Genomic DNA, 11434 nt, shown 5'->3' on the forward strand with positions numbered 1-11434 from the left:
ATAGTTCTTGTTTTTGTGGTAATTGTGATTAAAATCACACCCCTGTTTTTAGGAGACAATCATGAATCACGAACTAGGCAGTGCTTATATCGGTCAAATGATCGCTAAGCAAGCTATGCACGAAGCACTATATGGTAAGCCTAAAGCGAAGAAAGCCTCTTTTATCAAACGAATGATGAAGAAGTTGGCTAAGTAAGCGCAATGTGAAATGGATTTTCTAATCTCGACGAGTAACGAGTTTAGTCAAAAGCCCCGCTGATTTCAGCGGGGCTTTTTGTTGTATGCGTAAATTTATGGTTGTATGCGCTAAAGTGACACAACGTTATCGGGAACGGTGCTCAGCCCCTTTTCTTCGATCCATGCACTGAGATTATCCGCACCACCGATATAATGACCGTCCAACCAGATTTGCGGTACGGTTACCGGTGTTTTCTCACCGATGATAGCCTTAACCTCAGGAATCATTCGGTACAGCGCAGCGCTATCTTTGACGACATCGTAATAGTGATAGTCAATACCAGCTTCATCTAATATTTTCTTCGCTTTAACACAATAAGGGCAGGTAGCTTTGCCATACACGATATTGCCTTTTAGTGTGTCGTGCTTGGTCCATTCTTGAATCACCGATTGAACTAAAACGCCGCGGTTGAGCGCTTCGCCTTGGCTAACGACTTTACCTTCGACCATCAGAATCGGAGCATGCCAAGCGCCAACTTTAAGCGGTTCCCACCAATGTGAAAGCCAGTCCTTAACTTCTAACTCGATAGGGATACCAGCCAACTCATTTTCAAAGGTATCGGTAAGGATATCTTTGGTTAGCGTACATTCACCACATGGAATGTTTACTTTAAATGGTCCCCAGCTACCAGCCCATTTATAGAGTGTTAGTTTTATTGGACTTGTCATAGATTGCTCTCCTTAAATGCCTATGACTAATTAGAACGGTGTCAGATAGCTTATCTTTCAGCTATTTTGATTTTTTTGCTTCCCAGCGAGTGATGAACGCGACAGATGCAATAATGATAGCTGCGCCTAACCATAATCTACCTGGTGGAACCCAGCCAAATACTGCCCAACCAGCCAGCACATTCAGTGGCAGTTTTGCATGGTCAAATGGCTGAACAAAAGAAGCATCTGCGACCGAGTACGCTTTTACAATAGCCCACTGAGCCAGCGCTGTCATTGCGCCAGCCGCGAACAGAACGAGCCAAATCGTTCCACCGCTTGGCATTTGCCAGTCAGGTAGCGCAAGTAAGATATTAAATGGCGTAATCAAGATAAGAAGATAGACCACCATGGTTGAAGGAGAATCGTCAGAAGAGAGTTTTTTTACCATCAATGCATAGCAGGCCCAGAAAAAAGCGGCACCTACTGGGAGCAAGGTTGCCCAGTTAAATTCTTCTGACCATGGCTCTAGAATGATCATTGCGCCAACAAAGCCCGCTAGCGTTGCTGCCCAGCGCGCAGGGCCTACTTTCTCTTTGAGGAATAACCCCGAGCCAACCGTTGCAAACAGTGGTGATGTCATCAGCAAAGCAATGCCTTGCCAAATCGGAACAGGGTAGGCGAGCGCCCAAAGCCAAAGCTGAATACCGATAACCGCTAGAAAGACGCGAAAGACATGCAGACCAAGATGCTGAGTTCGCAGCGATTTGCCAATACCTAACGTCTTCAAATAAGGAAGGATCACGACCAGTGCAATGGCATATTGGATAAGGGCGACGGTGGTTGATGATAGGCCAAAATTAATACTGGCGATTTGTGCAAGACTGTTAACAATGGCAAATGCTAGCCCTGCCGTAAGCATCCAGCTAGCCCCTTGAATAGGGTGATGATTTCTGGTGGTCATGATGTAAGTGTATGAAAAATTGATAGTGTGAATCATACGACTTTATTGAAGTGAGATCACCTCAGTAATCTGAACTTGTTCTTCAATAAAGCCGAATGAGGACAATTTCTGTATGGATTGATTCGCCTTAGCGCTTTTTGTTCAGTGTGTAGACGGAAGCGACGACAAGAATAAGGCCAATCGCATGCCAAATAGTAAACAACTCATCGAGCACCATCACGGCAAAAACGGCGGTGATGGCAGGTCCGATATTGTTGGTCAGGCTTAGTGTTGTCGGGGTTAGTCGCGCCATTGCTGCAGCCATCAGATAAGACGGCAGCACGGTACAAAAAATACCGAGTAAAATACCGATGGTAATCAGTTCAGTGCTCCAATCAGCCGGAGAGGCATCACTCAGTGATAGGTGAACAAGAATCGCAAGTCCCGCGCTGCCCATGCCGATGCTGGTAAACATTGAGCTGCCTAAGTGGCCAATAAGTGGCTTACTCCAGACTAAATAGAAAGCGAAGACCAACGCCGAGATGATCGCGAGCAAACTCCCTGAGACAACTGATGAGCCAAAGGCACTGAAGTCATGAAATACAATAAAACCAATCCCTACATAGCCAATCAGAGCGGAAGACAATACGGCGCGAGTGGGCTTATTGCCGTACAGCCCCCAACTGATCAGTACAACAAAGGTTGGGAAAAGAAAGATCAAGAGGCGTTCAAGTTGCGCTGAGATATGCGCAAGTGAAGCGATGTCTAAAAAGCTAGCGAGGTAATAACCCATGACACCAATCGCGGCAGCTTTTAAACCATAACGCTTAACCTTAATACGGTTTTCTCTGTGACGGCACAGAAATAGGAATATGAGCAAATAGACCGGAAGTGAGCTGAACGCTCGTAGCGTCATGATCGACGTAGCATCGCCACCATATTGATAAGCAATCTTAATAAATATCGGCTTTACAGAGAAAAGAACACAACCTGCGAGTGCCATCAAAATACCAAACTGGGTGGCAGATGAAGAGCTAGAAGCGGCGGTGTGAGTTTTTTCGGTCATTCGTCTCGTATCCTTTGAGAGTGGAGGCTACGAGAAAGGAAGGCTGGCTACGTTCTCGTAGCCAGGCGCAGTGTTACCTACCGGCTACAGGCATTGAGAAGAAGGAGCCAAAGGTAGGTACACATAAAAGTCATAATCATTCCGATTGGTGGTGAATTTTTAGACTATCTTTGTCGCACATAAAATGCAACCGCTTGTTGTTAGTCTTGTTGCAACTTTAATTCGACTTGGTTTAGCGCATTTTGGTACATAGACCAAGCACAGATCCCCGCAAGAATATTACCGATAAACGCACCCCAGAATAGACCTTGGATACCATACAAGTGCGATCCTAGCCATAAACATGGTAAGAAGAAGGCAAACAGTCGCAGTGCTGAAATCGTCAGCGCGGTATAAGACTTTCCAAGCGCATTGTTGATTGAAACCATCAACATACAAATGCCTAGTGGCCCTAAACTAAATGGCACAATCATTAGGTGATAGTTAAGAATCGACTCAACCTCACCTTCGCTGGTCATGAGAGTCGCCAAACCGTTAGAGCCAAGCCAAGTGGCAGCGGCGATGATCAATTGGAAACCCAGTACAAATTTGACCGCGATAGTGACCAGTTTTCGGATGTCTGTCAGGTTGTTAGCGCCGAGCAGCTTTCCGACCATTGGTGGCATTGACATCGTCAGTGCAAGGACGGAAACAATAGCAAAAAACTCGTACCTTGACCCCAGAGCCCACGCAGCAACAGCTGCCGTGCCATAGCCTGCTAGTAGTTTTGTTGCGAGCATAGAAGAGAGCGGTGGCAGCAATTGACTGATCATCGCTGGCCCCATGATATTACCAATCGAGCGAAGGCTTTTTACGACGTTTAAGTCATTCCAATCGAAACTCATCCAATGCTTGCTGGTCACCTTAGGTGCGACAAAAAGAATACCTAAGCCGAATGCGATAATGGTTGCTATGGCTGCGCCGTTGATGCCCATATCTAAAGTGAAAATAAAAATAGGGTCGAGCACTAAGTTGAGCGCGCTGGTCACCATCATCATAGTCCCCGGCAGCATGGTATTACCGTTGGCTCGACAGACACTGTATAAGAAATAGAGCACTGCGCCCGTCCATGAGCTGACGAGCCAGTAGATCCAATAACTATCAATGATAGGGAGTATGGATTCTGGTGCGCTAAGCAGTTGTAGAATAGGCTCGCGGATTAAATAGATAATCACAGAGAACAACGCCACACCAACACTACCCATTGCAATGACAAGGCCACCGAGCTGTTTGGCATAGCGCTCTTGCCTAGCGCCAATCGCTTTAGCAATCACAGAGGTGGTAGCGATGCCTAAACCAACCTGAATACCGATAATGATCATTTGAATCGGTAAGGTAAAGCCCTGAGCGGCGAGAGGTAAAACGCCGAGCTGTCCGATAAAGGCACTGTCTACCAGTTGGAAACTCATCAGTGAGAGCACACCAAACAGCATTGGCCAAGTCATTTTGAATAACTGCTTCCCTAGAGAAGGCGTTGGATCTTGTGTTGTTGAAGTCATAGCCACATTTTGAATTAAGGTCTTTCGACTGAACTTAAAGTTAAACCGAGGCGATTGCGCCTCGGCTTACTCTTATTCCACATACATCGTAGCCATACTGCCGGATTTCAAGGGGCTGGCTAAATAATCATGCGAAAGCGCTACTCTTGCTTAAAGTCATCTGCATAACCTCTTGGTGGCGGCGTCCATCCGCGATCACCACTTTCATGGCGATCTGAACGATCGGTTTGCATCGCTAACTTGATATGTTCTTCCATGTGCATAAAGAGTTTTCGGTAGTTATTGTCGAAACGTTCGTTTTCCGAATCATCCTCCCAAGCATGGTAGAGTCTATCGGATTTTTTGTCCTCAACACGCTTATATGCCGCTTTTTGTTTTTCGACGTGGAATGGATGGAAATTCAACTCTCGCATTGCATGTGCGCCAAGCTCAAGCGATGAATGATAAGTTTCAAGCTCAATAATATCGGCTCCGGCTTGGCGAAGTAGGTAGCCGTGTCCTCGGTCGAATGCGCGAGCGAGAACCTTAACATGAGGATAGCTGTGCTTGACGTACTTAGTAAGCTCGACACAGGTATCTCGGTTATCTATGGCAATCACCAGCATTGACGCTTCTTCAATCCCTGCGGTATGCAACAAATCGGGACGACTCGCATCACCAAAGTAAGCCTTGGTATTGATTTGGCGAACAACATCTACCTGCGCAGCTTGCTGATCAAGGACGACGGTATGAACACCATTGGAAACAAGTAAGCGGTTAACAATTTGGCCAAATCGACCAATTCCAGCAATGATAACCGTCCCTTTTTCTTCGATAGTGTCCGCTTCTCGCTCGTTTGATTGCTGCTCAAATCTCGGCAAAATGATTTTATCAAACAGAATGAATAGCCCAGGAGTGAGGAACATCGACAGTGCAACCACCAGTGATAATGTCTGCGCAATCTCTGGTGGGATAACGTGGTTTTGCACGGTAAAGCTCAGTAGAACAAAACCAAACTCCCCGGCTTGAGCTAGGCTAAGAGTAAATAGCCAGCGGTTGCTGTCTTTAATCCGAAAAATAAACGCAAGGGCGTAAAGGACAACGGCTTTAAGCAACATGACGCCTAGAGTGAGTCCGATGATCAATGCAAAGTCATCAAACAGAATGCCAAAGTTAATCCCAGCCCCTACGGTGATGAAAAATAGACCGAGCAGCAGACCTTTAAAAGGATCAATATTGGATTCGAGTTCGTGTCGGAATTCACTGTTAGCCAGTACAACGCCTGCAAGGAAGGTCCCTAGTGCTGGAGATAAGCCAACTAAGCTCATCAAAGCGGCGATACCGACGACCAACATTAGCGCCGTTGCGGTGAAGATTTCACGCAGCCCAGAGCTAGCAACAAATCTGAATAGCGGTCGGCTTAAGTAGTGGCCACCGACGACTAAGCCGATAATAGAAGCAATGATCACTAAGCCGTAAGCCCAGCGGGGTAAGCCAGCCACAAGGCTAAGCTCCTCGTGGTGATCGGATGCGGCGGTGACTGCAGATTGTGCTTGCTCTACCAACTCTGGAAGTGCCAAGAGCGGAATAAAAGCCAACATTGGAATCACAGCAATATCTTGGAACAACAGCACTGAGAAGGCGTTTTGGCCGCCGTCGGTTTTGTTGAGGCCTTTTTCGTTGAATGTTTGCAGTACGATAGCGGTTGATGAAAGGGCGAAGATCAAACCTATAGCCAGAGCAATAGTCCAAGGCTGTTGGAAGTAGAGGGCGATAGCCATGACAATGGCAGCAGTGCCGCCAACCTGAAGTCCGCCTAAACCAATTAAGCGATTACGCATCGACCATAACATCTTCGGCTCAAGCTCTAAGCCGACTAAGAACAGCATCATAACAACACCAAATTCAGCAAAGTGCTGGATGGTGTTAGTCTCTTCACCGACAAGACCTATGATAGGGCCGATCACGACACCAGCGATCAGATAGCCTAATACAGAGCCTAGCCCCAAACGCTTAGCGATAGGTACAGCAATGACTGCCGCCGCTAAGTAAATGAATGCTTGCAGGAAGTAACCGGTCATAGCTGTGCCTCTTTCGCTAGTGTGTCGACGTAGTGATTGAGTTTCTCTACCTTATTGGCTTGCTCATAATCGACTTGATCATTGACGAGTGCTTTTAGCAGTCGTGTCCAATTCTCAACATGTGTTTCGACACGTCCATCGGCTTGTGCTGTTCGTGCACCAAACAGTGCAAATGGCGCGAGATAGTTCATACCCGTCAGGCTTGCCATCTGCTCAAGCGGATGAAGCAACTCACGAATGGTGTAGTGGTTGTAGCCATCGGTTTGGTACGCGTTAGCTTTGCCGCCGGCTGACAGCGAGCACAGGAACTTTTTGCCATGTAATGCGGTACCTTCATTGCCGTAAGCAAATCCGTATTCCAGTACTAGATCTTGCCACTCTTTTAAAATCGCAGGCGTTGAATACCAGTAGAGCGGAAATTGAAAGATGATCACATCGTGCTCTAGTAAGCGCTGCTGCTCTTTGTCGATATTAATTTGATAGGTTGGGTATTCGTAATAAAGGTCTACAACCGTAACTCCTTCAACCTTTTTGGCGGTATTGAAAAGATGCTGATTGACTTCAGAGCGCCCAGGAGAAGGGTGAGCGTATAACACGAGGACTTTATTGTTTGACATATTTTGTCTCGCTGGTTGATAAGTGTTGGCGGTATCAAGCTATTTTTACATAACGTCGAGCTATTCATCAAAGAGAACTAAGGCTCAATGAGTTATTACATAGAATCAGTAATGCTTAGAAATGGTGGCTTCTAAGTCGCTCAAATGCTCAACGATGAGTGAGGCATGAGCTGTGAATGGCGTGTGTTTTCCATGCGTAACGAGGCACGAAGGCATCGCTGCATTGAACGCCGCTTGCAGATCATAGAGGTAGTCCCCAACATACAGGATCTCACTCGAATCAAGTTGCCATTCATTGGCTAAGAAGAGTAAGGAGTCGGGAGCAGGCTTGGGCGGAAAGTGTTCACGCGTAATAACTTTAGGAATGGTTATTTTGTTGTGAGAAAGCTTAGTGTTAGCCGCTTCAGAGCAGTTTCTGGTAATGATTGCAGTCAGAAGGTTGTTACTGTTGATAAAGTTGAGAAGGGACTTGCAACCCGGCATTGGGTTGGATTTCTCTGCGTCTTCGAGTTCGTGTTGAAGAACCAATGAATGCGCATTGGCTTGAGTTTTCTGACAGTCAATTTGGTCGATAAAAGAGAGCAGGTCTTGACTACTTGGGCAACCAAGCTGCTCTCTTAACCATTGAAAGTCCATGTCTGAGCTCACTAGAGTATTATCAAGATCAAAAACGATGGCTTTGATTTGAGGGATATTGAGTGGCACATGTGACATAGACATTCCTTTAATTATGCGAACTCTTTCTCCAAGTAAGCAACGATATCTGACGATTCATACATCCATTGTACGTCGCCATCTTTTTCGATTCTTAAACAAGGCACTTTCACTTTACCACCGCCAGTTTCAAGCTCTGAGCGGTGGGCATGGTCATTTTTGGCATCGCGTAAGTCAAACTTGACTGATTGGCGCTTCATCGCACGACGCACCTTCACACAGAAAGGGCATGCTTCAAACTGGTATAACGCCAGAGACTGCGCTTTTGAATCAACAGCTTGTTGGTCTTCCGTAGAGCGTTTTACGCCTTTTGGTGAAAAGACAAAGTTGAGCAGTAAAATTATGCGCCCTAAGAACCAGCGGATAAGCTTCATAACAATCCTATTATTATATTTTGAGGTGACATTTACGTTACGCATTGTAACTGAGATGTGACCAATCTTAAACTTAGCTAAGCTTTATTTGATGCTTCTTGCTCACTTCAATGCCTAAGCGTTTCGCCAGCCGAGTTAAGTTCGCGCGATCGGTCTTTAATTGGCGGGCTGCTTGTGCCCAATTAAATTCCGCGTTGTTTAATGCGGTAATGATCATTTGGCGTTGATACTCTTCCGTCGACTCTCTTAAGCCTAACGATGGGTTTATTTCCGCTAAAGAATGAGTTGCTAAGCCTTCGCTAGGGATTGGCATATCTGGCATCGAGTCTAGCTCACCAACATCTTCGACAGAGATGGTGATCAGTTTGCCGCCTCGTCCTCTTGCCCTTGCTTTTAGTGCCGCGCGATTAATCACGTGCTCAAGCTCGCGTACGTTACCCGGCCAGTTGTAGCGGGCTAACTCAATACGCGCTTCCTTGCCCAGCTTGATTTGCACGATGCCAAGCTTTCTTCTTGCTTGCTCTAGGAAGTAACCCGCAAGCAGCACAATGTCTCCATTTCGCTCGCGAAGCGCAGGGACAGTGATCGGGTAGACACTCAAGCGGTGATATAAGTCTGAGCGGAATCGGCCTTCTGCAACTTCTTCCTTCAGGTCACGGTTTGTTGCTGCCAGCACTCGAACATCAATGGTTTGTACCTTGTCTTGACCGACAGGCTGGATCTCATTGTTTTGTAGCGCGCGCAATATCTTACTTTGCGCTGCTAGGGGAAGTTCGCCGATTTCGTCTAAGAAAAGGGTACCGCCATCAGCAAGGGCAAATTTACCCAAGCGAGACTTGTCTGCACCAGTAAATGCGCCTTTCACGTGGCCAAATAACTCACTTTCTACTAGATTTTCAGGAATCGCGGCACAGTTAACGTAAACCAGAGGTTGTTTTTTGCGTGGTGATAAGTGATGAAGACTGCGCGCAACCAGCTCTTTACCCACACCCGTTTCACCGTGGATAAGAATATTGAAATTAGAAGGGGCGACGACTTCAATATCCGCTTTAAGTGCTTGCATAGAATGGCTGTCACCAATGATGTCACTGCCGTCTCTGTCCCAAGCTTCTTCGTTGAGCTCTTCGAATTTTTGTTGAGTTTGTTTAGCTTGCTGTTCAAGTTGGCTTACCGCAAGAGCGACTTTCAACGTAGAAGCGGCAATTGCAGAAAGTGCTTCAAGACTGCGTGTTGGTATTTGCTCAAATACGCCCGGGGTTAAGCTATCGAGCGTTAAAACGCCAAGCAGCTTATCGGCGTAGAACAGAGGTAGCCCCATGCATGAGTGCATCGGTAAGTCACCTTCGTAGTCGAGCAGCAGGTTGTCGAATGGATCGGGTAAGTCAGAGTCTGCATCGAATCGGACCGCACTCTTAGACTCACAGATTTGCGCGAAACGAGGGTGTTCAGCGATTTTAAATCGACGGCCGAGGGTGTCTCTAGTTAGGCCTTGAAGAGCAAGCGGGACAAGAGTGTCACCTTGAAGTGAGAGCAACGCCACGCTATCGCATTGAATGGCTTTACGAATCGCGTCGAGTAAGTTGTTGAATCGGTCTTGATCGTTGTCACCGCGAGCGAGACCAATGGTCATGTCGATGAGCGTAGAAATAGAAATATCTTGCATGGCTTGTTGTCGTGCACTAGAGCTATTAAATGTTGATTTAGAATTAAACACAGTTTGAGAGATATTTCAAACTCTATGAGTCAATAAGACTCTGACTATATGTGTCGAAATGACATTTAATTGACTGGAAAGTGACGAAAAACCAGTGTTTTACAAGGATATTAAAGTTGGCACCGTTCCTGCAAATGTAGGCACGCATAATTAAAAAATTAATGAGGAGAAAGTCTCAATGCTTAACAACCAACATATTGAAGTCGTTAAAAGTACCATTCCACTACTAGAATCTGCAGGGCCTGCATTAACTCAACATTTCTACCAAAGAATGTTCTCTCATAACCCTGAACTTAAAGACATCTTTAATATGACGCATCAAAAAACAGGCCGCCAAGGTGTGGCTCTGTTTGAAGCGATTGCTGCATATGCGAAAAACATTGAAAACTTGGCGGCGTTGACCTCTGCAGTAGAGCGAATTGCCCAAAAACACACCAGCTTTAACATTCAAGCGGAGCATTACCAAATCGTCGGTCATCACTTGATTGAGACACTGCGTGAACTCGCAAGCGACGCATTTACTCAAGAAGTGGAAGAAGCATGGACTGCTGCGTATCTATTTTTGGCGCAGATCTTCATTGATCGAGAAGGTGAGCTATACCTACAACGCAGACAAGCAGTTGGCGGTTGGGCGAATGCGCGTTCATTTGTGGTTTCTAGCAAGAAGACTGAATCTGAATTTGTCACTAGCTTCGTGCTGACTCCAGAAGATGGCCAAGCGGTATTAGATTACCAACCGGGTCAATACATCGGCATTGAGTTAAAACCATCAGCGGGAGAGAACAACGAGATTCGCCAGTACTCGCTATCACAAAAATCAAACGGGGTAGATTACCGAATCTCTGTAAAACGTGAAATCGGTGAACATAAAGGGTTGGTTTCAAACCATCTGCACGATGACGTTCATGAAGGTGACACGGTCAGCCTATATCCGCCAGCAGGTGACTTCTTCTATCAAGAAAAGCGCAAGCCGACGGTATTGATCTCGGCAGGTGTTGGGGCGACGCCGATGCAATCAATGATGCAGACTTTTGCGTCTGAAGGTAAAAAAGACGTCACTGTGCTTTATGCTTGTAACAATGCTGCGCAGCATACCTTCAAGCAAGAGGTGTCTGACCTTGCTCTTGAGCACAACTGGCCAACGTTTACTTGGTACTTAACAGAAAGCACCGCAGATTTCTCTGGCCAATTAGATGTGACTTTAGTTGCCAAAGAACTACCAATTGATAATGGCGACTTCTACCTATGTGGTCCAGTTGGTTTTATGGAAGCAGCAGTGAAGCAGTTAGAAAGCGTGGGTGTAGATCGCGATCGTATTCATTATGAGGTGTTTGGCCCTCACGCTTACTTATAATTAACCGAAAAAGGCCCTTTATGAAGTAATGCCATTCGGATAAGCGCTAACGCTTATACCTAAACGGATATTTGGCCGGAACAAAGAGGACTGAACGTGGAAACGTTCGGTCCTTTCTTTTGTCTGGTAAAATGAAATGGCTGACGCTTTCTCGCATTTGCTTGAGCTT

The 11434-nt window shown here is 46.2% G+C and carries 11 protein-coding genes; 2 read left to right on the forward strand and 9 right to left on the reverse strand.

Annotation, left to right across the window (positions count from 1 at the left end; genetic code table 11):
• Positions 1 to 61: 61 nt before the first annotated feature.
• Positions 62 to 196 carry a hypothetical protein gene (locus ELS82_RS27330; protein WP_279630701.1) on the forward strand — a complete coding sequence of 45 codons (135 nt, stop codon included), beginning with the start codon at positions 62 to 64 and terminating at the stop codon, positions 194 to 196.
• A gap of 110 nt (positions 197 to 306) precedes the next feature.
• Here ELS82_RS27330 and ELS82_RS02810 read toward each other — a convergent pair whose 3' ends face one another.
• From ELS82_RS02810 to norR, 9 genes are all read right to left on the reverse strand, one after another.
• Positions 307 to 906, reverse strand: a complete 600-nt coding sequence (locus ELS82_RS02810; protein ID WP_134834138.1) for a glutaredoxin — start codon at positions 904 to 906, stop codon at positions 307 to 309.
• Between the two features lie 61 nt (positions 907 to 967).
• On the reverse strand, positions 968 to 1849 hold the full coding sequence (locus ELS82_RS02815; RefSeq protein WP_134834153.1) for a DMT family transporter: 882 nt from the start codon (positions 1847 to 1849) through the stop codon (positions 968 to 970).
• A 127-nt stretch (positions 1850 to 1976) separates the two neighbouring features.
• The gene (locus ELS82_RS02820) at positions 1977 to 2894 is read right to left on the reverse strand and encodes a DMT family transporter (RefSeq protein ID WP_134834139.1); all 918 of its coding nucleotides are present in this window, start codon (positions 2892 to 2894) and stop codon (positions 1977 to 1979) included.
• Positions 2895 to 3094: 200 nt separating this feature from the next.
• Positions 3095 to 4432, reverse strand: a complete 1338-nt coding sequence (locus ELS82_RS02825; RefSeq protein ID WP_134834140.1) for an MATE family efflux transporter — start codon at positions 4430 to 4432, stop codon at positions 3095 to 3097.
• 140 nt (positions 4433 to 4572) lie between these two features.
• Entirely contained in the window at positions 4573 to 6492 is a 1920-nt protein-coding gene (locus tag ELS82_RS02830) for a monovalent cation:proton antiporter-2 (CPA2) family protein (RefSeq protein WP_134834141.1), read from the reverse strand.
• Positions 6489 to 7109 (reverse strand): NAD(P)H-dependent oxidoreductase, encoded by a 621-nt coding sequence (locus tag ELS82_RS02835; RefSeq protein ID WP_134834142.1) that lies wholly within the window; start codon positions 7107 to 7109, stop codon positions 6489 to 6491. Before ELS82_RS02835 ends, ELS82_RS02830 begins: the two co-directional genes overlap by 4 nt.
• A 105-nt stretch (positions 7110 to 7214) precedes the next feature.
• On the reverse strand, positions 7215 to 7823 hold the full coding sequence (locus tag ELS82_RS02840; protein ID WP_134834143.1) for an HAD family hydrolase: 609 nt from the start codon (positions 7821 to 7823) through the stop codon (positions 7215 to 7217).
• A gap of 14 nt (positions 7824 to 7837) precedes the next feature.
• Positions 7838 to 8197: a glutaredoxin family protein gene (locus tag ELS82_RS02845; RefSeq protein WP_134834144.1), complete on the reverse strand. Its 360-nt coding sequence runs from the start codon at positions 8195 to 8197 to the stop codon at positions 7838 to 7840.
• A gap of 73 nt (positions 8198 to 8270) precedes the next feature.
• Positions 8271 to 9860, reverse strand: a complete 1590-nt coding sequence (norR, locus tag ELS82_RS02850; RefSeq protein ID WP_134834145.1) for a nitric oxide reductase transcriptional regulator NorR — start codon at positions 9858 to 9860, stop codon at positions 8271 to 8273.
• Between the two features lie 229 nt (positions 9861 to 10089).
• Here norR and hmpA point away from each other — a divergent pair, with 229 nt between their 5' ends.
• The gene (hmpA, locus tag ELS82_RS02855) at positions 10090 to 11265 is read left to right on the forward strand and encodes an NO-inducible flavohemoprotein (RefSeq protein ID WP_134834146.1); all 1176 of its coding nucleotides are present in this window, start codon (positions 10090 to 10092) and stop codon (positions 11263 to 11265) included.
• The last annotated feature ends 169 nt before the right edge of the window (positions 11266 to 11434 follow it).

Source organism: Vibrio ouci, assembly GCF_004551525.1.
Classification (GTDB): Bacteria; Pseudomonadota; Gammaproteobacteria; order Enterobacterales; family Vibrionaceae; genus Vibrio; species Vibrio ouci.

Excerpts from the sequence above, each read along its gene's own strand:
- ELS82_RS02830 (WP_134834141.1), bottom strand. The coding sequence starts at position 6,492 with ATGACCGGTTACTTCCTGCAAGCATTCATTTACTTAGCGGCGGCAGTC.
- ELS82_RS02840 (WP_134834143.1), bottom strand. The coding sequence starts at position 7,823 with ATGTCACATGTGCCACTCAATATCCCTCAAATCAAAGCCATCGTTTTT.
- ELS82_RS02825 (WP_134834140.1), bottom strand. The coding sequence starts at position 4,432 with ATGACTTCAACAACACAAGATCCAACGCCTTCTCTAGGGAAGCAGTTA.
- ELS82_RS02845 (WP_134834144.1), bottom strand. The coding sequence starts at position 8,197 with ATGAAGCTTATCCGCTGGTTCTTAGGGCGCATAATTTTACTGCTCAAC.
- ELS82_RS02835 (WP_134834142.1), bottom strand. The coding sequence starts at position 7,109 with ATGTCAAACAATAAAGTCCTCGTGTTATACGCTCACCCTTCTCCTGGG.
- ELS82_RS27330 (WP_279630701.1), top strand. The coding sequence starts at position 62 with ATGAATCACGAACTAGGCAGTGCTTATATCGGTCAAATGATCGCTAAG.
- ELS82_RS02815 (WP_134834153.1), bottom strand. The coding sequence starts at position 1,849 with ATGACCACCAGAAATCATCACCCTATTCAAGGGGCTAGCTGGATGCTT.
- norR (WP_134834145.1), bottom strand. The coding sequence starts at position 9,860 with ATGCAAGATATTTCTATTTCTACGCTCATCGACATGACCATTGGTCTC.
- ELS82_RS02820 (WP_134834139.1), bottom strand. The coding sequence starts at position 2,894 with ATGACCGAAAAAACTCACACCGCCGCTTCTAGCTCTTCATCTGCCACC.
- ELS82_RS02810 (WP_134834138.1), bottom strand. The coding sequence starts at position 906 with ATGACAAGTCCAATAAAACTAACACTCTATAAATGGGCTGGTAGCTGG.
- hmpA (WP_134834146.1), top strand. The coding sequence starts at position 10,090 with ATGCTTAACAACCAACATATTGAAGTCGTTAAAAGTACCATTCCACTA.